Source organism: Bradyrhizobium sp. USDA 3650, assembly GCF_054057395.1.
Window position 1 is genome coordinate 6,217,871 of sequence record NZ_JBSRZG010000001.1, and the last position, 19,850, is coordinate 6,237,720.

Genomic DNA, 19,850 nt, shown 5'->3' on the forward strand with positions numbered 1-19,850 from the left:
TGTAACTACAACCTACTTAAGGAGCCCTCTCCATGAGCCTCTATGGCATTATGCGCACCGGCGTTTCCGGGATGGCCGCGCAGTCCAACAAGCTGTCGACGGTTTCGGACAACATCGCGAACGTCAATACCACCGGCTACAAGCGGGCTTCGACCGAATTCTCCTCGCTGATCCTGAAGAGCGGCTCCGGCAATTACGATTCCGGCGCCGTCGAGACCACCGTCCGCTACGCCATCAGCGACGCCGGACATACGCAATTCACCACATCGAGCACGGATCTTGCCGTTCAAGGCAACGGCTTCTTCGTGGTGTCCGACGCCACCAACACGCAGCAGTTCCTGACGCGGGCCGGCTCGTTCGTCCCGGACAGCCAGGGCAATCTGGTCAATGCGGCCGGCTACTACCTCCTCGGCCAGCCGGGGAAGGTGACTAATTTCTCGCAGAACAGCCTGTCGGGAATGCAGATCGTGAACATCGCCCAGGTCTCGCAGGTGCCCGTGCCATCGACGGCGGGAACGCTCACCACCGGCAATCTGGATCCGACGGCAGCACTCATTGCCGGTCCGCCCGGCCCGGGCGCGTACTCGTCGAAAAGCTCGATCGTGGCCTACGACAATATCGGCCAGCCGGTTAAGGTCGATCTCTATATGTCCCATACAGCGACAGCGGCGGGCTTGGACACCTGGCAAATCCAAGCCTACAACTCGACGACGGGCGCCACGCTCGGCGCGACCGGCACTTATACTTTCGACACAACGACGGCCGGAAAGGGCGCGCTGGCCGCAGCGAGCGCCACGACGCTTGCATTTCCGGTCACCGGCGGCGCGACCGTGACCCTCGACTTGTCGAACATGACGCAGGTCGGCACCAACTTCAGCTTCAAGGCTACTGTCAACGGTAGCGTTCCGTCGGCCATCGATAAGGTCGACGTTGACCAGAACGGGTACGTGACCGCGGTGCTCAAGAACGGTCAGCAGCTGACGCTCTACACGCTCATGCTCGCCGACGTGGCGAGCCCCGATAATCTGACGCCCGAGCCGGGCAACGTCTATTCGACCAACCAGAATTCGGGCAACGCCCAGGCCGCGAATGCCGGCACCGGTGGGCTTGGCACGATCCAGTCTGAGGCGCTGGAAGACTCCAACGTCGATCTTGCGGACGAGCTCACCGGGATGATCGAGGCACAGCGTGGCTTCACCGCGAACTCGAAATCGTTCCAGACCGGCGCCGACCTGCTCGACGTCGTCGTCAACCTGAAGCGCTGAATCCTTCCGCGCTCGTCCCGGCCAAGAGTAGACCATGTCCCTTACCGCTGCTCTCGACTCCGCTCGCGCATCGCTCATGGCGTCGGGCATCCAGTCGTCGACGATCTCGCGCAACATCGCCGGTGCCAGTGCCGCCGGCTATTCGCGCAAGATCGCCGTATTGGACAATTTCCCCGGGGCCGGCGTTTACGTGGCGGCGATCCAGCGCGCCGCCAGCTCGGGGCTCTACGACAATGTCTTGACCGCAACCTCGACGTCGGCCAAGCAGAGCGCGATCCTTGACGGTCTCCAGAAGATCGCATCTGCCACGGTGGACGATCCGGAACTCGACCAGTCGCCGACGGCGCAGCTCAATGCGCTGAAGAAGGCGCTCCAGCAATATGCCAACGCCCCGGACAACACCACGCTGGCGCAGGCAGCGGTGACGTCCGCCAAGGACATGGCGACCGCGCTCAATCAGGCGACTCTGACCGTGCAGTCGGCCCGTGAGGGCGCGGATGCCGACATGCAAACGTCGGTTCAAAACATCAATCGGTTGCTCTCCCAGTTCCAGACCGTCAACACCGCGATCGTGAAGGGGACGATCTCCGGCGACGACATCACGGACTACCTCGACCAGCGCGACAGCATCGTCTCGCAGATGTCGCAGGAGGTCGGGGTCTCGATGTCGCTCCGTCCCAACGGCGACGCGGCGCTCTATACCGACAGCGGCGTCGTGCTGTTCGACAAGATAGCGCGCACGGTGAGCTTTGCGCCGACGAACGCCTATACGGCCGGCACCACCGGCAATGCCGTCTATATCGACGGTGTTCCGGTGACCGGCGCCAATTCCGTGATGCCGCTCAAGTCCGGCAAGCTTGCTGGCCTCGCGCAGCTGCGCGACAATGACACGGTTACTTACCAGAGCCAGCTCGACGAAATCGCGCGCGGCCTGGTCGACGCCTTCAAGGAAAGTGACCAGTCGCCTGTTCCAACGCTGCCCGACGTCCCCGGTCTCTTCACCTATCCCGGCGCGCCGGCAATGCCGGCGAGCGCCACCGTCTTGGTGGGCCTCGCTGGTACGATTTCCGTTGCTGCATCGGTCGATCCGGCCCAGGGCGGCAATCCTAATCTGCTGCGCGACGGTGCGATCAGCGGCAACGTCGCATACCAATACAATACCGCCGGCAATGGCGGTTACTCGACCCGGCTGCAGCAGCTCATCGGCGCCATGGATGCGTCGCAGCCGTTCGATGCAACCACGCAAGGCAAGCCGAACGGCAGCTTGATCGACTTCGCGTCGTCATCGGCGAGCTGGATCGAAAACCAGCGCAAGACCGCCGACTCCAACGTCACCTACCAGAAAACGCTGCTCGACCGCAGCACCGCGGCGCTGTCGAACGTCAGCGGCGTCAACATGGACGACGAGATGTCGTTGATGCTCCAGGTCGAACGCACCTATTCGGCCTCGTCGAAGATCATCTCGACCGTCGACGAAATGTTGCAGAGCCTGCTGGCTGCCGTGGGAAATTAAGTCATGATGAGCGCGAACTACATCTCGACCTTGATGCTGTCGTCGTCGTTGAGGTCCTCGATCACCAACAATCAGGCCGCGCTGGCCAAGGCCTCGAAGGAAGCCACCACCGGCCGCTTCGCCGATGTCGGCCTCGAGCTTGGCGCCACGACGGGAGGCGACGTCACCCTGCGGGCGGATTTGAGCTTCGCCGATCAGCTCGTCGACACCAACGGGCTGGTCTCCGGACGCCTGGACATCACGCAGAGCCGGATCACCCAGCTTGGTTCGACCGCAACGGACTTCCTCAAGGACCTGATCGCGGCGCGCAGCACCGACGGCGGCGGGCGGATCATCCTGCCGCCTGCGTCCTCCAACCTCCAGGATCTGATTGGCGCGCTGAACGTCTCCTATAACGGCTCGTCTCTCTTCGCGGGCATCAACACGCAGAACACGCCGATCACGGCCTACACCGCGGGCTCGGCCAGCAAGAACCAGGTCGATGCCGACTTCCTTGCGACCTTCGGCTTCTCGCAATCATCGCCCAGCGTGAACACCATCACCCCGGCCCAGATGCAGACCTTCCTCGACACCACCTTCGATGCCGAGTTCGCGAGCCCGGCCTGGAACACCAATTGGTCATCGGCGACCGACCAGGTCATGCAAAGCCGTATCTCCACGACCGAGATCGCCGATACCTCCGTCAGCGCCAATCAGACTGGCTTCCGTAAGCTCGCCGAGGCCTACACCATGATGGCGGATCTCGGGAACGCGAACCTGGACCAAGCGACGTTCCAGGTCGTCGTGGACAAGGCCATCGGCCTTGTCGGGAACGCCATCACTGACCTTGCGACCCTCGGCGGCGACATCGGTACGGTCCAGCAGCGGATCACCTCCGCAACCGACAAGCTGAAGACGCAGCAGGACATTCTGAACAATCAGATCGTCGGCATAGAGAAGGTCGATCCGACGGAAGCGTCGGTCAGAGTCAATACCTTGCAGACGCAGATCCAGACGGCACTTGCGCTCACCTCGCAGCTCCAGAAGATCAGCCTCATCAACTATCTCTGAGTCCAGCTCCTTCGTAAGGTGCGTAACCCTTGTCTTGTTGTTCGGTCTCCTGCGCAGAGTTGTCCTGATGACGTTTGAAGCCTATGAATCGGTCGTCGACGAGAGCGGCTATGAGGCGCGGGGCCGCGAGCGGCAGGCGCTCAGCCTCGGCATCGACCGGCTCGAGCGGATCCAGGAGGACCGCTTCAGCCTCGAGGATCTGGTCGAGAGCCTGCTCTATGTGCGGCGGCTGTGGACGATCTTCATCGAGGATCTCGCGCATCCGGAAAACGGGCTTCCGGAAAAGCTGCGCGCCGACATCATCTCGATCGGGCTGTGGGTGGTCAAGGAAGCCGACCGCCTTCGCGAAGAAAAGTCGAATGACGTGCTCCAGCTCATCGAAATCAACCGCCTGATCCGAGACGCACTTTGATGAAGATATCCTTGCGTGCAGGCGAACGGGTCTACATCAACGGCGCGGTGCTGCGCGTGGACCGCAAGGTCTCCGTCGAGCTCGTCAATGACGTGATGTTCCTGCTCGAAGGGCAGATCATGCAGGCCTCCGACGCCACAACGGCGCTGCGGCAGCTCTATTTCATCGTCCAGCTCATGCTGATGAATCCGACCGATGTTCGGGATGCCTCGGCCCTCTACGGGCAGCATCATGCCGCTCTGCTCGCCGTGTGCGAGAGCCAGGAGATGCTGGCCGGGCTTGGTGCGGTCGACGACCTGGTCGGGGCGAGCCGTTACTTCGAGGCGCTCAAGCGGATCCGGGCACTGTTTCCGGTGGAGCAGGCCATCCTGGCCGGCGCCAAGATCGATTCCCCATTCGAGGCTGCCTGACAGCGGAGAGCGATATGAACGTCACCAGCGCGACCGATAGCACCAGCAAGTCGACCAGCACGACGACGACGACCTCGAGCACCGGCGTCGATTACAACACATTTCTTCAGCTCCTCGTCGCGGAGATGAAGAATCAGGATCCGACCAATCCGATGGATACCTCGCAATATATGAGCCAGTTTGCGCAGCTCTCGTCGGTCGAGCAGGCGATGCAGACCAATACCAAGCTCGACGCTCTGCTGTCTTCGCAATCGCTGTCGCAGGCCAATGGACTGATCGGAAAGACCGTCAGCTTCACGGACTCGACCGGAGCGAGCTTCAGCGGCAAGGTCGCTTCGGTCTCCATCAACAGCGACGGCTCCATCGCGACACTCGACAACGGTACCAAAGTCGCGATCGGCCCCGGTCTCACGATCAGCCAGTCATGAACGAACGGGATGCCCTCGACATCGTCCAGGCGGCGATCTGGACCATCATCGTCGCCTCCGGGCCTGCCGTCGGTGCCGCGATGCTGGTCGGCACCATCATCGCGCTGGTCCAGGCTCTGACCCAGATCCAGGAGGTGACGCTGACCTTCGTTCCGAAGATCATCGTCATTCTCGTGGTCGTCGCCATCTCCGGCTCCTTCATCGGAGCCCATCTCTCCACCTTCACCGAGATGGTCTATTCGCACATCGAGCGCGGCTTCTGATCCGGGCGGTCCCGGCCGCCTCTGCCACCACCCCCGCGTAAGCTTTGCACGGCAGATTACGGACCGGATCCTCTGCCGGTGACCCATGTCCGATACGTTAGCTGCTAGCCTGCCGACCCCGCGACGATTGGGCGCCGACGCCTTTTTCGCAGGCGGCATCGTGGCCATGCTCACGATCCTGTTCCTGCCGATACCGCCGATCCTGATCGATCTCGGCCTCGCATTCTCGATCGCGCTGTCGGCGCTGATCCTGATGGTCGCGCTGTGGATCCAGCGGCCGCTCGACTTCTCGGCCTTCCCGACCGTGCTCCTGATCGCGACGATCCTGCGGCTTGCGCTCAACGTCGCAACGACCCGTCTCATCCTGTCGCGCGGCGGGGAGGGGGAAAACGCCGCGGGCCACGTCGTTGCCGGTTTCTCGAAGTTCGTCATGGGCGGCGACTTCGTCATCGGCCTGATCATCTTCGCGATTCTGGTCACGGTGAACTTCGTCGTGATCACCAAGGGCGCGACGCGTATCGCCGAAGTCGGCGCCCGCTTCACCCTGGATGCGATCCCGGGCAAGCAGATGGCGATCGACGCGGATCTGTCCGCGGGCCTGATCGACGACAAGGAAGCCCAGCGCCGGCGGCGCGAGCTGGAAGAGGAGAGCGCGTTCTTCGGCGCCATGGACGGTGCCTCGAAATTCGTCCGCGGCGACGCCGTCGCCGGCCTGATCATCACCGCGATCAACATTTTCGGCGGTATCATCATCGGCGTGACGCATCACGGATTGACGCTGGCACGCGCCGCCGACGTCTACACCAAGCTCTCCGTGGGCGACGGTCTGGTAACGCAGATGCCCGCGCTGATCGTGTCGCTGTCGGCGGGCCTGCTCGTCTCGAAGGGCGGCACCAGAGGTTCGGCCGAGCAGGCGGTGTTGCGGCAGCTCGGCGGCTATCCGCGCGCGGTGTCGGCCGCCGCGCTGATGATGTTCGTGCTCGCCTTGATGCCGGGGCTGCCGACGGCGCCCTTCCTGCTGCTCGGCGGCGTCATGGCCTTCGTCGGATACTCGCTGCCGAGGCGGCAGGCAGCCCTGAAGCAGAAGGAAGATGCGCGCAAGGCCGACGAACGCGCCCAGGTCGATGCCAAGGAGTCCGTCAAGGAATCGCTCAAGACCGCGGAGATCGAGCTGGCGCTCGGCGGCCACCTCTCGGTCCATCTGCTGGGCTCGCGCAACGAGCTGGCGCACCGCGTGGCCAAGATCCGCAAGAAGTTCGCCAAGCAGTACGGCTTCGTGGTGCCCGAGATCAAGCTCACCGACAATTTGTCGATCGATCCCAAGGGATACCAGATCCGGATCCACGACACCCGCGTCGCCCAGGGCGAGCTCAGGCTTGGCGAAGTGCTGGTGCTCGTCGACAAGGATGGCAAGCCCGACGTTCCCGGCGAAGAGGTGATCGAGCCGGCCTTCGGCATGAAGGCGCTGTGGGTGACGGACGCGTTCACCGACGAGGTCAAGCGCCAGGGCTGCAAGCCGGTCGACAATCTGTCGGTGCTGCTCACGCATCTGAGCGAAGTGATCAGGGCCAACCTCGCCCAGCTCCTGTCCTACAAGGACATGCGCGGCCTGCTCGACCGGCTCGATCCCGAATACAAGCGCCTGGTCGAGGATCTCTGCCCGTCGCAAATATCGTATTCGGGGCTGCTGGCGATCCTGAAGATCCTGCTGGCCGAGCGCGTGTCGATCCGCAATCTCCATCTGATCCTCGAAGCCATCGCCGAGATCGCGCCCCATGTGCGGCGCTCCGAGCAGGTGGCAGAGCATGTGCGTACGCGTCTTGCCCAGCAGATTTGCGGCGATCTCTCCGACAACGGCGTGCTCAACGTCGTCCGTCTCGGCAACCGTTGGGATCTCGCGTTCCACCAGAGCCTGAAGCGCGACGCCAAGGGCGACGTCGTCGAATTCGACGCCGATCCGCGCCTGATCGAGCAGTTTGCGACCGAAGCCAGCGCGGCGATCCGCAAGTTCACCGAGAACGGCACCAGCGTGGTGCTGGCGGTGACCCCGGAAGCGCGTCCCTACGTCCGGATGATCCTGGAGCGGGTCTTTCCCACCCTGCCGATCCTGTCGCATGTCGAGGTCGCGCGCAGCACCGAGATCAGGGCACTCGGAGCCATATCGTGATCAGCGGCCTCACCGACAGCGTGCTGGTGACGTTCATCGTGTTCTGCCGCATCGGTGCCTGCCTGATGCTGGTGCCCGGCTATTCCAGCGTCAACGTTCCGGCCCAGGTCCGCTTGTTCGTCGCGCTCGTCACGACGTTTGCGCTGACGCCGATCCTGATCGCCGTCCTGAAACCACTTACGGAGAACGCGGCGCCGCTGACCCTCGTGCTGCTGATCTGTTCAGAGCTCGTGGTCGGCAGCGTCATCGGGCTCGGCGGTCGCGTGTTCTTTCTCGCACTGCAGACCATGGCCACCGTGATGGCCAGTGCAATCGGGCTGAGCAACATCCCGGGGACGCCGGTCGGCGACACCGATCCGGCGCCGGCCCTGGTGCCGCTGATCATGACATCCGTCACCACGCTATTCTTCATGACCGACCAGCACTGGCAGGTCCTGCGCGGGCTGATGAACTCCTACGACGTCTGGCATCCGGGCGACCGGCTCGGCGGCAGCATGCCGCTCGACCAGCTCGTCGGCCGGCTGTCGGAGGCATTCGTGCTGACGCTGCGGATCGCCAGCCCTTTCATCGTCTATTCGGTCGTCGTCAACCTGGCGGTCGGCCTGATCAACAAGCTGACGCCGGCGATTCCGGTCTATTTCATCTCCGTGCCCTTCGTGCTGTTCGGCGGCTTCCTGCTGCTCTACCTCACCAGCGACGAGCTCCTGACGCAATTCATGCTCGGCGTCTCGTCGTGGCTGGCGGAGTGATCGGTCATGACGTCGCGCGCGGACAAGCTCGGCCGGATGGTCTCGCTCGTGAAGCTCCAGCTCCGGCTGTCAGAGTGGCAGCTCGCGCATCTGCGGCAGCAGGAGCGCAGCTTGCAGGACGAGCAGGAATGGCTGGTCGGGACTCTCAACGAGGGCAAGCCGCCGGCGGGATCATCGAGCGAATCGATCGCGCGGCGTCTGACCAGAACCAGCGTCGGCGCGCGCGCGATTCAGGCGCAGGCCTCGCAGCAGCTCGACCAGGTTCGCGCGGAGAGCCGCCGTGTGAAGCAGTTCGAGCAGGTCGCGAAGGCGGCGCTCGCGGACAAGCTTCGCGACGCCGAGAAGCGATCGCTCGAGGAGATGACGGGAACAAGCCTCACCGTGCGCGAGTGGACGCCACGGCCAGCCAATCGGACCAAGACATGATCGTGACAGCGACACCCGACCTCGTTCTCGACGTCCTCGATGCCGCCGATCCCGTGACGCAGCGCGCAGCCACCGCGAAGCTCGACGCGTTGAAATCATCGGACGCGGATTTCGCCGCCACGATGGACGCGGAGGTCGGCAAGGCGAAGGCCAAGACGGCTGCTGCCGATCAATCCGGGACGAAGGTTTCGGAACCGCAGTCGAGCGCGGTGAACGGGGCGCCGGTGCAAGTGATCAAGGCGCCGGCATCCGGCGAGGTGTACCGCAAGTTCGAGGCCTTCATCCTCCAGACCTTCGTCGAGACGATGTTGCCGAAGGAGTCGGAGGAGGTCTTTGGGAAGGGCACGGCCGGCGGCGTCTGGAAGTCGATGCTGGCGGAGCAACTTGGTGCGCAGTTGGCAAAGGGCAAGGGCATTGGCATTGCCAAGCAGCTTGCTGCCGCGCATCCGGCGGGACCGGACGCTACGGGCAAGGCCGGATGATGATTCGGGAATGGGTGACAGAAGTTGAAGGGTGAATTTCCTATGCAGGCACAAGAAGGCGCGGCGGCCATGGTGATGGAGCAGCCGGCCGTGGACACCGAGGCGATGACGACGGCGGCCGTGTCGGGGGATGCCCTGTTGCCCGTGCTGCTGCCGAATGTCGGTGGCGAGGTGGCGAACGACGGTGCGGACACGGCGAGATCGGACGAGGTGCGCGGCCTGTTGGCTGCGATCCGCCGGCTCGAAGGCATCGTCGAAGAGGAGACGGCCGCGCTCGCGACGGGCAAGAAGATCGACTTCGACGAGTTCAGCGCCCGGAAGAGCCGGAGCATGCTGGAATTCGTCCGCCTGATGCGGGCACGAATGCATCTCGGCGGCGAGGTCGAGATCACCGAGGAGGTCCAGCGGCTGCGCGAGAAGCTCGAGCGGAACCGTTCCATCCTCGAAATGCACTACGATGCGGTGCGCGAGGTTGCGACCATCATCGTCAGGGCCATCAAGGACGCCGAGTCGGACGGCACCTATACCGGTCGCGCAGCACAGGACGGAAAATGATCAGACTCGTGCTGGCCGGGCTCTGGGTATGCATCCTCACCGCGGGAACGAGCTATGCCGTGGCCTATTGGAAGGAAAATGGCAGCCTGTTGCCGGCAAAGGACGAATATCTTGACGGGCTGCAGTACCAGAAGACGCGGGCGCTGAGCGTGCCGATGGTCGAGAGCGGCAACGTGCAGGGCTACATCGTCGCGCGCTTCGTCTATACCGTAGAGGCGCGGACCATGCACCAGCTCAACGTTCCGCCCGAGCCGTTCGTCGTCGATGAAGCCTTCCGCAGGATCTATGCCGACGACCGCCTCGATTTCAGAAAACTCGCCCGTTACGACCTCTCCATCCTCACGACGGCCATCAAGCAGCGTGTCAACGAGCGAATGCAGGCCGAAGTCGTCCAGGACGTTCTTGTCGAGGACTTCAATTACGTGTCGAAGGAAGAATTCCAGCAGAAGCCCTAGGGCATTACCGGTTCTGATTGAATCAGAAGCGAGCCTCTAGGATTACACGCGAGCCGCAGCGCCGGGACTGCCGCGCTCTATCCGCCGTTGACGTCGCAGAAACTACAACGGCCTCTGCGAAGGTGGTTCGCAGAGGCCGTTGTCGGTTTCGTGGCGGCGCGCTGCCGATCAGTTTCCGGCCGGATACGCCACTGGGGCGGTATGCGCCCTGTTCAGGAGGATGCCGACTTCGTCGAGCTCCTGCATCGGGACGTCGATGGTTTCGCCGGCCGGGATGTCGAGGCGGTATCCGACGTAGCGCCGGGCCACGATTGCATCGAAGCCGAGGCGGTCGCGGAGCTTCTTGCGCAGTTTGCTGACGTGGCTCTCGATCACGCTCTCGTCGAATGTCGCTTCGAAGATGCCGTAGACCGCGTTGAAGATCTGCGTCTTGGTGACCCACTTGCCGTGGTTGCTGACCATATATTCGAGGATGCGCAGTTCGCGGCGGGGCAGGGTGAGGGCGTGGCCAGCGATCTCGGGGTCACGTCCGTTGAAGAAGACCTGGATCCTGGTCTCGCAGGGCCTCGGCAGTTCCCCGACCCGGCGGCGCGCAATCGCGGCCGTTCGGGCGAGGATCTCGCGGAGGTGAATCGGCACGTGGACGACGTCATCGACGCCCGATTCGAAGAGCTCCAGCGTGTTCTTGAGCATCTTCTGGCCGCTCATGGCGATGATCGGCGCCGAGGAGCGCTTGCGCATTGCCCGCGGCAGGCTTCCGCGGGTGTCGCAATCCCCGAGGAGGAAGGCGTCCACCGCGGCCAGATCCGATTCACTCGCAGATTGCAGCCAGTCCCAGAATTCTCCGGAGGAGAAGCCGATCGACGATACACCTTCGCGAACGAGCCCTCCGACATAGCTGTTCGTGACGCTCTCGCGATCATCAACGATAATATACATCAGTTTTTCGCCCCTGTTTCGCACTTGTTACGGCCGGTTGTTTGTTGTGATGCCCGGCTCGGCAACTGTGCTGTTTGACGATATTCCTTCCCGCGAACCGTTATTATGGTTTATTCGCGGGCAGCCCTACGCATTCAGTGCCTGCGTCTCGCAGGCCTGCTACTTCGACTCGATACTGAACGCTTACTGCGTGAAGCTCGGCGGGTGTCTTGCGGATCACCTCGCGGAGCGGATTGAGAAAGCGACCTAGAACAGTTGCGCCAAGTTGCTCATGCGTCCGAACGCCACTGTACTGTGTCGATCTCCTCGCCAACTGGCGAGAATCACTTGAGTAGGACCGTAACAATTGCCGATTTCCGATCAAGCGTGCGCAACTAAGCGTTTGCTACACGTGCTTGATGCTGTTGATTCGGTTCGAGTTGTTTCTTGGTATATTCAATCGCATCAGTTGATTTGGAATTCGAACTAGTTTTGCACCCTGGCGGTTCTAAAGTTCCGCATCCCCGTATGATTACAGCCATTTTGGATGGTGCTGCGCTTCATGCAAGTTGATGGATTTTCAACCCGGGATTGACTCCCGTGATCATCTTTCCACATGCGACAATTCGACTCATGTATGGCGAGGCGACTCCAGCTTGGCGAAATCTTGGCGAGGGTGTGTCTTTCGAGTCGCACTCTCGCCACGTGCGTGACGCGTTTGACTCATGTGACGTCGCATCGCGCGTGATGAAAAGTTTTCGATGCGCCCGTTTCAGGCAAGCTTCGGCAAATAATGTCACCGTTCGACAGATCGAACCGAACGAGAGCATTCTCGCATGTTGTCCGATGGACAAGCTCGTCCCAACGCGACCGCCGATGTTTCCGCAGCGGCGAAACCGGCTGCGGCGATGCGCGATGCCAGAGACAATGCGGCGCCGACGGCCAAGCCTTTTGCAAATACCAAAGCTGCTGTGAACACCAAACCTGCTGCGAACACCAAGCCTGCGTCGGCAGCAGCGAGTGATGAAACTCTGGCGAAAGAGGCGCTCGAGGGTCTGAAGCGTATTCGCGCCAAGGCGCGCCTCGACAAGATGGCAATCTCCAAGCCTACGCCCGTCGTGATCAAGCCCGCCGTGATCGTGGCCAAGCCGCCGCCGCCGCGTCCGACATGGGTCGCGCCGCTCGCGACATTGGCGGTCGCTGCGATCCTGGTCGTCTGTGCCTGCACCGGCGTAATCGCCTATTTCGCCATGCAGCCCGCCCAGACCAACGTCGCGGCCAACACTGAGATCAGGAATCTGCGCGAGACGGTGGCGCAACTGCGCAGGCAGGTGTCGGGCGTGTCCGACAATCTCGACGGCCTGCGCACCGCGGTCGATCAATCGAGCAAGGCGACCAATGACCGCTTTGGCCGGTTTGGCGAAAATCTGGATCGCATCGAACGGGTGAGCTCGTCCTCTACGGTGAAGCTCGACAAGCTTGCCCAGGTGCAGGCCCAGGCTCCGGCGCCCGTCGCCTCGCAGCCAATGCCGATGATGGCCTCGGCCGCGACGCCCGAGGTCACGGGATCGGTAGCACCGTCCGAGCGCATTTCGGCGCCGCGCAAGTCGATCAAGGGCTGGTCGGTCCGCCAGGCCTATGAGGGGATTGCGATCCTGCAAGGCCCGAACGGTGTCGTCGAGGCGGTGTTGGGACAGCAGGTGCCCGGCCTTGGCCGCATCGAGGAGATCAAAAACGAGAACGGACGTCTGGTGGTCGAGTCCAGCGGGGGTGTCATCTATTCGTCACGCAAGGCAATGCCCTGAGCGAGGGCCGCCTGCTATTTACGGTGATGCTCGAAGCTGGTGCATAGCAGATCGACCTCCGCCTCCGCGATCGGCGCCCGAAACAGGCGGCAGCTGAACTCGGCCGTCGTCCTGCTGTCCGTGGTGGTGCGATCTTCGCGGAGGAAGATGCATCGCTTGCAGACGTCGGTATGGTGCCGCTGTTCGGCTGCGTCCGACTGATCCAGCACGTGGCGGAGCGCGTCGCGGAAGCTGACCTTCGCCTCGCCCTCGAGCACGGCGATGGCCTCGACGAGGACGTTGACGGGGTCGCGCACCAGGAACTTCTTGCCCTGTTGTGTCACGCTCAGCATCACCGACCGCTTGTCCTGGGCCGAGCGCTTTCGCTCGAGATATCCGAGCCGCTCCAGCTCACCGATGATGAACGAGGCGGTGCCTCGCGTGGTGCCGACGTAACTCGCGAGCGCCGACGGCGTCCGGGAAAACCGGTTGGCGCGGGAAAGGAAACGCAGCGCCATCCACTCGCGGTCACGCAAGCCGTGCTTGGTGCCTTCGAACCACAGGATCCGGGCGACCTGTTCCAGCAGTTCAATCGATTCGCGAGCCAAGTTCATTTCAATTCCAGGTCGGTAAAGCTTAATTCAATTGAGCTTTTGGTAGCGCAATCCGGGCGGCTGATAATGAGGATCCCCAAAGAGGTGGAACCTTCCGGTCGTGGAACTAGAGCGTCGCGAAGAAAGTTCGAGTAAATCGCCCGGCTCAACTCTTCTGAAAATTTCAGTCAAATGACCGCGGTGTACGCGCAAATTCCGATAGCGTGGGATGTGCGTGCAACATGATGTGTCGTTACGACCACCGCAAAGCCTATTTGTTGCGCGATCCGCTTCCAATTGCGCGAGCGGGCGGATCGGCCGCCAGTCGGGGCAGCGGAAAGGGGGACCAGGGAACCGCCGTTTTCGGTTAATGGATGTTGCGTTGCAATGCGGCCAGGCGGTTAAATCGAAATAGGATCGAGCCCGGGAATGCCAGAGTGTCGTCCGTGATCGAGCAAGTGAAGCCGTTCAGCGTCAAGCGCGCAGCATTGGCCGCCACCGTCGGCAACATGCTCGAGTTCTACGACTTCATCACCTACAGCTTCTTCGCCATCCAGATCGGCCATACCTTCTTCCCGACGGAAAGCGAGTACGGCAGCCTGATGCTGTCGCTGGCGACTTTCGGCGCCGGCTTCGTGACGCGGCCGATCGGCGGAATCGTGCTCGGGATCTATTCTGACCGGATCGGCCGGCGGCCTGCCATGCTGCTGAGCTTCGCGCTCATGGGGCTATCGATCCTGACCATCGCGCTCACGCCGTCCTATCAATCGATCGGCCTTGCCGCGCCCGTCATCGTGATCGCGGCGCGTATGGCGCAAGGCTTTGCTCTGGGCGGGGAGGTTGGACCGACCACCGCCTATCTGATCGAGATCGCCCCGCCCCAGCATCGCGCGCTGGTGGTGGCCTGGCAGCCGGCGAGCCAGGAGATCGCCGCGACCGCGGGCGCGCTCGTCGGCGTCATCCTGAGCAGGACGATGGCGCCGGAGATGCTCGACGCCTATGGCTGGCGGGTGGCGTTTCTGATCGGGGCGGTGTGCCTGCCATTCGGCTTCTGGATGCGCCGGACGCTGCCCGAGACGATCCCGCAGGCCGAAGCCGGTGCCCGCACCGTCGAGCACACCAGCCATCTTTCGCAGGCGAGACGACACCTTGGCATCATCGGACTTGCGCTGATGATCCTGGCAAGCGGCACGATCTCGACCTACGTCACCCAATACATGACGACCTATGCGCAGAACACGCTGCATGTGTCGTCGACCCTGGCTTTCACCGTGTCGCTGGTCAGCAACGGCATCCAGTTCGTCGGTGCGCTGGTCGGGGGCTGGCTGGCGGATCGTCTCGGTCGCAAGCCGGTGATGATCTGGCCGCAGCTCGCAACGCTGCTGCTGACCTACCCGACCTTCCTGTGGATCGTCCATGCGCCCGGCGCGTTGTCGCTCCTGGTTGGTTTCGGTGTCCTGTCCGTCATCGGCTCGCTGCCGTTCACCGCGTTCTACGCGACCTTCACCGAGGCGCTGCCCCAGAACATCCGCGGCGGCGTGTTCGCGACCGTCTATGCGGTCGCGATCGCGAGCTTCGGCGGGACGGCGCAGCTCGTGGTCACCTGGCTCCTCCACGTCACCGGCAATCCGCTGGCGCCGGCCTGGTACCTGCTGCTTGCGGCGATCGTCGGACTTGGCGCAATGAGCCTCATGCCCGAGACTGCGCCGGTGAAACAGCGTCAGACCAAGATCTGAAAACAAGGCCTGAAAGCGCCGCGCTCGCAGGCTGGTGATTTGCGTTTCACCGGCAACTATTGGCGAATGCGTCGCCCGACGGATCAGGGCCGCGCATCAGGAAGGACGAACCGATGAGTATCGAAACCACCATGACATCCGACGTCGTCGGGCTGACCAAGGTCGCCCCGGTCTCGCGCCGCGGATTCATGAGCGCCACCGCGGCCGTCGCCGCCGGCTACACGCTTGCGGCCGGGCCCGTGCGCGCCGAGGCGATCACGACCGACACCAGCGGCCTCCAGACCGGGGACGCCAAGATCAAGGTCGGCTCCGAACAGATGCCTGCGTATTTTGCCCGCCCCGCCGGCAACACCAAGGCGCCGGTGATCATCGTGGCGATGGAGATTTTCGGCCTGCACGAATACATCAAGGACGTGACGCGGCGCCTTGGCAAGCTCGGTGCGTTCGCAGTCGCGCCTGACTATTACTTCCGCAAGGGCACGGACCTCACCAAGATCGCCGAGATCAAGGACCTGCTGCCGATCGTCAATGCCAAGCCGGACGCGGAGCTGCTGTCAGATCTCGATGCGACCGTGGCGTGGGCGGGATCGCAAGGCGGCGACACCGCGAAGCTCGGCATCGTCGGCTTTTGTCGGGGCGGACGTACCGTCTGGGAATACGCCGCTCACAGCGGCAGCCTCAAGGCTGGTGTTGCGTTCTACGGCACCGTGGTCGATCCCGCTAATCCGCTGTGGCCGAAGAGCCCGATGCAGCTCGCTCCCGAGATGAAGGCGCCGGTGCTCGGCCTTTATGGCGGCGCCGATACCGGCATTCCCGTCACCCAGGTCGAGCAGATGAAGGCTGCGCTCGAGCAAAGCAAGAAGACGGCCGAATTCAAGATCTATCCGGAAGCGCCGCACGGCTTCCATGCCGACTACCGCGGCAGCTACCGCAAGGACGCCGCGGAAGATGCCTGGAAGCAGGCGCAGGCCTGGTTCAGGAAATACGGTGTTCTGAGCTGACGCATAGTTCCGAGGGGGCGGTCACGTTGGCCGCCCTCTCGATTTCAAGGCGCCGATCTCATTTCACCATTGCGCCATAGACGATGTCCTGAACCTGCTCGCGATAATATTTCCGCAACTCGCCAGGTGCCGCCGTTCCCACCACCACCACGAGACGCTCCTTGGGGTCGCAGAAGAACTGCGTGCCGTACGCGCCATTCCAGGTGAACTCGCCGGGATTGCCGGGGACCGACGACAATCCCTCGCTGGTGCGGACCGCGACCGAGAGGCCGAAGCCGAACCCGGCGCGATGCGGCTCGATATTCGCCACGTTGTTCTTGATCTCCGGGCCGAGATGATTGGTCGTCATGTGATGCACGGTCCTGGGACCGAGGATGCGCTGGCCGTCAAGATCGCCGCCGTTGAGCAGCATCTGTCCGAAGCGGACGTAGTCGCCGACGGTCGCGAACGAGCAGGCGCCACCGCAGTCGGATTTTGTCGGCATGTCCAAAAGCTTGATGGCTTGCGGCTTGCCGGTCAGCGGATCGTTGGCGAACGGGCGGGCGAGGCGAGCGCGCTGTGCGTCGGTCGGATGGAAGGTGGCGTCCTTCATCCCGAGCGGCTGCCAGACATTGGCGGCGAGATAGTCGCCGAGCTTCTGCTCGCTGACCTTCTCGACGACGGCGCCGAGCACGTCGATCGAGAAACCGTATTCGAACTCGGTCGAGGGTTGATGCGCCAGCGGCAGCTTTGTGATGCGATCGATGAAGGCCTGAGTGTCGCCTTCGATCGCCGGTGCTGTGCCTTCCGGATATTGCCGTGCCACCGGGCTCGCGCTGTCCGCGCGGCCGCCATACATCAGGCCAGACGTGTGTCGGTACAGGTCGTGAATGAAGATCGGTGATGCCTGCGGTTCGAGCTTCAACGAACCGTCGGCCTGCTGAACGCCGACCTTCATGTCGGCAAATCCGGGATAATAGTCGGACAGCTTGGCCTGGAGCGGTAGCTTGCCCTGCTCCATCAATGTCAGGCCCGCGACTGCGGCCATCGGCTTGGTCATCGAGGCCAGCGCGAAGATCGCATCGATAGGCATCGGTGTGCCCTTGTCCGGATCCAGCATGCCATAGGCCTTGTAGTGCACGAGCTTGCCGTCCCGCGCGACCGCAACGACCGCGCCGGGGACGCGCTTGGCGGCGATCTCACGCGCGAAGAAATTGTCGAGCCGTGCAAGGCCTTGTTTCGAGAAGCCGGTGTCGTCTGGACTAGCTTCGGGCAGCGGTGCGGCGCGCGCTGCGCCGAACGTGATGGCGGCAGCGGTCGCGGCGATCATGGCGATGTTCTTCATGGAATGCTCCCAAGTTCGGGCTCGTTATGCATTGGCCCGCTCAGCGATTAGATCACGACCGCATCGGCGCGAAGTCAAGCGCGGGCAGGGCATGTCTAGGACGCCGGGAATGCCGGAGCCCTATCCTCGTTCCCCCGCTTGCCACAACGCCTCGAGGGCGTGACGGTAGGTTGGATAAGCAAGCGTGACGCCGAGCTCGCGCTTCATTTTCGCGTTGGAGACGCGGGCGCTGCTCGCATAGAAGCTGCGGGCCATCGCCGACATCTCGGCGGTCTCGAACGGCTCTTCCGGCGGCGGTGCAACGTTCATCAGCTTCGCCGCGTAAGCGATCACGTCCTGCGGCGGCGCCGGCTCGTCGTCACAGACGTTCCAGATGCCGCCGCTCGGGTGATGAATCGCGGCCATGATCGCGCTCGCGATGTCGTCGACGTGGATGCGGTTGAACACCTGTCCCGGCTTGATGATGCGCCGGGCCGTTCCAGCGCGCAGCGTCACCAGCGCGTTACGGCCAGGGCCATAGATACCCGCAAGCCGCAGGATCGCGGCGTCGCCATCGGTCGTGCCGGTCCAAGCCTGCTCAGCCGCCAACCGGATGCGCGTGCGGTCGAGGCCGGCCTGCGGCGGCGTGTTCTCGTCGACCCAGCCGCCGGCGTGATCACCATATACGCCGATCGTGGACAAATAGACGATCTTGCGGTCGCCGCCCGCCGCCAGCAGGCCGGAGAAGGCCGCGATGGCAGGATCGCCGCTACTGCCGGGCGGGATCGAGACGAGAAGGACATCCGCGTCTCTTATGCGTTCGACCGTCTCGCGTGCCGGACGGCTGCCGGAGAAAGCGTGCACCTCGATGCCGGCGAGGTCGCCCCGTTGCGCGGGATCGCGCACCGTGCCGGCGATATGCGAGAAGCCGCCACCGAACAGGCGGACGAAGTGCCGGGCACTGTAGCCGAGGCCAAGGATAAAGAGCCGCATACGTCTTCCTTGTAGGTCGGGGTTCCCGTTCGCGCCGCAGCGCGCCTCCGCTCATAAGAGATTTTTGGGTCCGGCAAAAGATATTGCAATTTGTCTCGCCCGCCTGTGCAGGCGATGGTCGCTCATCGGAGGGACGCATCGATCATGCAGGCAGAAGCGCCAGCCATCATGCTATCTGACGCGGCTGAGCTAGTCCGCCGCGCCGCCGCGCTGATCTTCGACGTCGACGGCACCTTGGCTGAGACCGAGGAACTGCATCGGCAGGCCTTCAACCATGCCTTCGCCCGCCAGGGTCTCGACTGGCAGTGGGATCGGGCCGACTACAAGGACCTGCTGCGGGTCACCGGCGGCAAGGAACGGATCCGCGCCCACCATGAAAGGCTGAGGATTGCCGCGCCATTATCGGATGTCGACATCGCGGAACTCCACCGCATCAAGACCGCGCATTTTGCCGAACTGGTCGAGACCGGCTGCTGCCCCTTACGGCCCGGGATGACGGATCTGCTCGCTGCTGCCAAGGCGCGCGGCCAGCGGCTCGCGATCGCGACGACCACGTCGCACGCCAACATCGACGCGCTGCTGTCGCGGGCGCTGGGAACGGGCTGGGCCGCGGATTTTGATGCGATCGTCGCCGGGGATGACGTGCGGCACAAAAAGCCTGCGCCGGATGTCTATGTCGAGACCCTGGCGCGGCTGAAGCTCAACGCGTCCGGCTGCGTCGCGATCGAGGATTCCGCCAACGGCCTGATCGCAGCCTCAAGGGCGAACATTCCCGTGCTCATCACCAGAAGCATGTTCTTCCGGGACGATGATTTCAGCGGGGCGCGGGTCGTGCTGGATGATTTGTCTGGGCTCGGGTGAGGCGCCAAAACAAAAAAACTGAAAAACAACCCCATGCACAGTAGAATGTGCCTGCGGGCCGGCCGCCCTCAATGGACGCGGTGGCTCGCTCTATCGTCCTCAGTTTGCTCGACAATCTGCGCGATCGGGCTCGACTGATGGTGCACCAGGCGCCAGTCGTCGCCGACGCGCCGAAAATGGTTGGCGGCGGCCAATGCTGTGCCATCGACGATCTCGATGCAGAGCACGCGCGCGCTGTCGCCGTCGATGATGGCCTGGGGTTCCGCGCAAACGATCTGCGGCCGTTCCGGACTCTGCAGGATGTCGCGCCAGCTTCCGATCACCGTAGCCCGGCCGATGATGGCCGGCCAGCCGGGATGAATGCAGGAAATGGCGTCATCGTCCGCCCACATCCGCTCCATTCCGTCGAAATCGCCGGTCGAAAAGGCGTCATAGAAGGCCGCGTTTGCGGCGATCACCTTGCTGTCCTTTGCCATGCCTCTCGGG

The 19,850-nt window shown here is 63.2% G+C and carries 22 protein-coding genes; 17 read left to right on the forward strand and 5 right to left on the reverse strand.

Annotated elements, in window-relative coordinates; genetic code table 11:
- The first annotated feature begins 32 nt into the window (after positions 1-32).
- From ACVIN2_RS29210 to ACVIN2_RS29270, 13 genes are all read left to right on the forward strand, one after another.
- The gene (locus ACVIN2_RS29210; protein WP_027570491.1) at positions 33-1,265 is read left to right on the forward strand and encodes a flagellar hook protein FlgE; all 1,233 of its coding nucleotides are present in this window, start codon (positions 33-35) and stop codon (positions 1,263-1,265) included.
- 34 nt (positions 1,266-1,299) lie between these two features.
- Complete coding sequence (gene flgK / locus ACVIN2_RS29215; RefSeq protein WP_456768225.1) at positions 1,300-2,778, forward strand: flagellar hook-associated protein FlgK; 1,479 nt, start codon at positions 1,300-1,302, stop codon at positions 2,776-2,778.
- A gap of 3 nt (positions 2,779-2,781) precedes the next feature.
- Entirely contained in the window at positions 2,782-3,828 is a 1,047-nt protein-coding gene (locus ACVIN2_RS29220) for a flagellar hook-associated family protein (protein WP_027570493.1), read from the forward strand.
- 67 nt (positions 3,829-3,895) lie between these two features.
- Positions 3,896-4,240, forward strand: a complete 345-nt coding sequence (flaF, locus tag ACVIN2_RS29225; RefSeq protein ID WP_456768226.1) for a flagellar biosynthesis regulator FlaF — start codon at positions 3,896-3,898, stop codon at positions 4,238-4,240.
- Positions 4,240-4,650, forward strand: a complete 411-nt coding sequence (gene flbT, locus ACVIN2_RS29230) for a flagellar biosynthesis repressor FlbT (RefSeq protein WP_456768227.1) — start codon at positions 4,240-4,242, stop codon at positions 4,648-4,650. The genes flaF and flbT overlap by 1 nt, the downstream gene beginning before the upstream one ends.
- Positions 4,651-4,664: 14 nt before the next feature.
- The gene (gene flgD / locus ACVIN2_RS29235) at positions 4,665-5,078 is read left to right on the forward strand and encodes a flagellar hook assembly protein FlgD (protein ID WP_456768228.1); all 414 of its coding nucleotides are present in this window, start codon (positions 4,665-4,667) and stop codon (positions 5,076-5,078) included.
- Positions 5,075-5,341, forward strand: coding sequence for a flagellar biosynthesis protein FliQ (fliQ, locus tag ACVIN2_RS29240; RefSeq protein ID WP_456768229.1), 267 nt, complete (start codon positions 5,075-5,077; stop codon positions 5,339-5,341). The genes flgD and fliQ overlap by 4 nt, the downstream gene beginning before the upstream one ends.
- A gap of 85 nt (positions 5,342-5,426) precedes the next feature.
- Positions 5,427-7,508, forward strand: a complete 2,082-nt coding sequence (gene flhA, locus ACVIN2_RS29245; protein WP_007595850.1) for a flagellar biosynthesis protein FlhA — start codon at positions 5,427-5,429, stop codon at positions 7,506-7,508.
- The gene (gene fliR, locus ACVIN2_RS29250; protein WP_456768230.1) at positions 7,505-8,257 is read left to right on the forward strand and encodes a flagellar biosynthesis protein FliR; all 753 of its coding nucleotides are present in this window, start codon (positions 7,505-7,507) and stop codon (positions 8,255-8,257) included. The genes flhA and fliR overlap by 4 nt, the downstream gene beginning before the upstream one ends.
- Positions 8,258-8,263: 6 nt before the next feature.
- The gene (locus tag ACVIN2_RS29255) at positions 8,264-8,683 is read left to right on the forward strand and encodes a hypothetical protein (RefSeq protein ID WP_456768231.1); all 420 of its coding nucleotides are present in this window, start codon (positions 8,264-8,266) and stop codon (positions 8,681-8,683) included.
- Complete coding sequence (locus ACVIN2_RS29260; protein ID WP_456768232.1) at positions 8,680-9,165, forward strand: rod-binding protein; 486 nt, start codon at positions 8,680-8,682, stop codon at positions 9,163-9,165. The genes ACVIN2_RS29255 and ACVIN2_RS29260 overlap by 4 nt, the downstream gene beginning before the upstream one ends.
- Before the next feature lie 42 nt (positions 9,166-9,207).
- The gene (locus ACVIN2_RS29265) at positions 9,208-9,720 is read left to right on the forward strand and encodes a flagellar biosynthesis protein FlgN (RefSeq protein ID WP_456768233.1); all 513 of its coding nucleotides are present in this window, start codon (positions 9,208-9,210) and stop codon (positions 9,718-9,720) included.
- A complete protein-coding gene (locus ACVIN2_RS29270) occupies positions 9,717-10,175 on the forward strand; it encodes a hypothetical protein (RefSeq protein ID WP_018453988.1) in 459 nt (152 codons plus the stop codon). The genes ACVIN2_RS29265 and ACVIN2_RS29270 overlap by 4 nt, the downstream gene beginning before the upstream one ends.
- A gap of 168 nt (positions 10,176-10,343) precedes the next feature.
- Here the strand turns inward: ACVIN2_RS29270 and ACVIN2_RS29275 are convergent, their stop codons facing one another.
- Positions 10,344-11,114 carry a response regulator transcription factor gene (locus tag ACVIN2_RS29275; RefSeq protein ID WP_007595845.1) on the reverse strand — a complete coding sequence of 257 codons (771 nt, stop codon included), beginning with the start codon at positions 11,112-11,114 and terminating at the stop codon, positions 10,344-10,346.
- 815 nt (positions 11,115-11,929) lie between these two features.
- On the opposite strand from ACVIN2_RS29275, the gene ACVIN2_RS29280 reads away from it, so the two are divergent.
- Complete coding sequence (locus tag ACVIN2_RS29280; RefSeq protein ID WP_456768234.1) at positions 11,930-12,898, forward strand: hypothetical protein; 969 nt, start codon at positions 11,930-11,932, stop codon at positions 12,896-12,898.
- Between the two features lie 14 nt (positions 12,899-12,912).
- Here the strand turns inward: ACVIN2_RS29280 and ACVIN2_RS29285 are convergent, their stop codons facing one another.
- Positions 12,913-13,491 carry a MarR family winged helix-turn-helix transcriptional regulator gene (locus ACVIN2_RS29285; RefSeq protein ID WP_027570502.1) on the reverse strand — a complete coding sequence of 193 codons (579 nt, stop codon included), beginning with the start codon at positions 13,489-13,491 and terminating at the stop codon, positions 12,913-12,915.
- 425 nt (positions 13,492-13,916) lie between these two features.
- On the opposite strand from ACVIN2_RS29285, the gene ACVIN2_RS29290 reads away from it, so the two are divergent.
- Together ACVIN2_RS29290 and ACVIN2_RS29295 are read left to right on the forward strand one after the other, a co-directional pair.
- Positions 13,917-15,206, forward strand: a complete 1,290-nt coding sequence (locus tag ACVIN2_RS29290; RefSeq protein ID WP_456769825.1) for an MFS transporter — start codon at positions 13,917-13,919, stop codon at positions 15,204-15,206.
- A 113-nt stretch (positions 15,207-15,319) separates the two neighbouring features.
- On the forward strand, positions 15,320-16,207 hold the full coding sequence (locus ACVIN2_RS29295; RefSeq protein WP_456768235.1) for a dienelactone hydrolase family protein: 888 nt from the start codon (positions 15,320-15,322) through the stop codon (positions 16,205-16,207).
- 58 nt (positions 16,208-16,265) lie between these two features.
- On the opposite strand, the gene ACVIN2_RS29300 is transcribed toward ACVIN2_RS29295, so the two are convergent.
- Positions 16,266-17,531: a serine hydrolase domain-containing protein gene (locus tag ACVIN2_RS29300; RefSeq protein ID WP_456768236.1), complete on the reverse strand. Its 1,266-nt coding sequence runs from the start codon at positions 17,529-17,531 to the stop codon at positions 16,266-16,268.
- Positions 17,532-17,651: 120 nt separating this feature from the next.
- On the reverse strand, positions 17,652-18,503 hold the full coding sequence (locus ACVIN2_RS29305) for an SDR family oxidoreductase (RefSeq protein ID WP_456768237.1): 852 nt from the start codon (positions 18,501-18,503) through the stop codon (positions 17,652-17,654).
- Positions 18,504-18,647: 144 nt separating this feature from the next.
- Here ACVIN2_RS29305 and ACVIN2_RS29310 point away from each other — a divergent pair, with 144 nt between their 5' ends.
- Positions 18,648-19,364, forward strand: a complete 717-nt coding sequence (locus tag ACVIN2_RS29310) for an HAD family hydrolase (RefSeq protein ID WP_456768238.1) — start codon at positions 18,648-18,650, stop codon at positions 19,362-19,364.
- Positions 19,365-19,432: 68 nt separating this feature from the next.
- Here ACVIN2_RS29310 and ACVIN2_RS29315 read toward each other — a convergent pair whose 3' ends face one another.
- Positions 19,433-19,840 (reverse strand): nuclear transport factor 2 family protein, encoded by a 408-nt coding sequence (locus ACVIN2_RS29315; protein WP_456768239.1) that lies wholly within the window; start codon positions 19,838-19,840, stop codon positions 19,433-19,435.
- Between the last annotated feature and the right edge of the window lie 10 nt (positions 19,841-19,850).

Coding starts and splice junctions, on each gene's coding strand:
- ACVIN2_RS29210 (WP_027570491.1), top strand. CDS start 33: ATGAGCCTCTATGGCATTATGCGCACCGGCGTTTCCGGGATGGCCGCG.
- flgK (WP_456768225.1), top strand. CDS start 1,300: ATGTCCCTTACCGCTGCTCTCGACTCCGCTCGCGCATCGCTCATGGCG.
- ACVIN2_RS29220 (WP_027570493.1), top strand. CDS start 2,782: ATGATGAGCGCGAACTACATCTCGACCTTGATGCTGTCGTCGTCGTTG.
- flaF (WP_456768226.1), top strand. CDS start 3,896: ATGACGTTTGAAGCCTATGAATCGGTCGTCGACGAGAGCGGCTATGAG.
- flbT (WP_456768227.1), top strand. CDS start 4,240: ATGAAGATATCCTTGCGTGCAGGCGAACGGGTCTACATCAACGGCGCG.
- flgD (WP_456768228.1), top strand. CDS start 4,665: ATGAACGTCACCAGCGCGACCGATAGCACCAGCAAGTCGACCAGCACG.
- fliQ (WP_456768229.1), top strand. CDS start 5,075: ATGAACGAACGGGATGCCCTCGACATCGTCCAGGCGGCGATCTGGACC.
- flhA (WP_007595850.1), top strand. CDS start 5,427: ATGTCCGATACGTTAGCTGCTAGCCTGCCGACCCCGCGACGATTGGGC.
- ACVIN2_RS29255 (WP_456768231.1), top strand. CDS start 8,264: ATGACGTCGCGCGCGGACAAGCTCGGCCGGATGGTCTCGCTCGTGAAG.
- ACVIN2_RS29260 (WP_456768232.1), top strand. CDS start 8,680: ATGATCGTGACAGCGACACCCGACCTCGTTCTCGACGTCCTCGATGCC.
- ACVIN2_RS29265 (WP_456768233.1), top strand. CDS start 9,208: ATGCAGGCACAAGAAGGCGCGGCGGCCATGGTGATGGAGCAGCCGGCC.
- ACVIN2_RS29270 (WP_018453988.1), top strand. CDS start 9,717: ATGATCAGACTCGTGCTGGCCGGGCTCTGGGTATGCATCCTCACCGCG.
- ACVIN2_RS29275 (WP_007595845.1), bottom strand. CDS start 11,114: ATGTATATTATCGTTGATGATCGCGAGAGCGTCACGAACAGCTATGTC.
- ACVIN2_RS29280 (WP_456768234.1), top strand. CDS start 11,930: ATGTTGTCCGATGGACAAGCTCGTCCCAACGCGACCGCCGATGTTTCC.
- ACVIN2_RS29285 (WP_027570502.1), bottom strand. CDS start 13,491: ATGAACTTGGCTCGCGAATCGATTGAACTGCTGGAACAGGTCGCCCGG.
- ACVIN2_RS29295 (WP_456768235.1), top strand. CDS start 15,320: ATGAGTATCGAAACCACCATGACATCCGACGTCGTCGGGCTGACCAAG.
- ACVIN2_RS29300 (WP_456768236.1), bottom strand. CDS start 17,531: ATGAAGAACATCGCCATGATCGCCGCGACCGCTGCCGCCATCACGTTC.
- ACVIN2_RS29305 (WP_456768237.1), bottom strand. CDS start 18,503: ATGCGGCTCTTTATCCTTGGCCTCGGCTACAGTGCCCGGCACTTCGTC.
- ACVIN2_RS29310 (WP_456768238.1), top strand. CDS start 18,648: ATGCAGGCAGAAGCGCCAGCCATCATGCTATCTGACGCGGCTGAGCTA.
- ACVIN2_RS29315 (WP_456768239.1), bottom strand. CDS start 19,840: ATGGCAAAGGACAGCAAGGTGATCGCCGCAAACGCGGCCTTCTATGAC.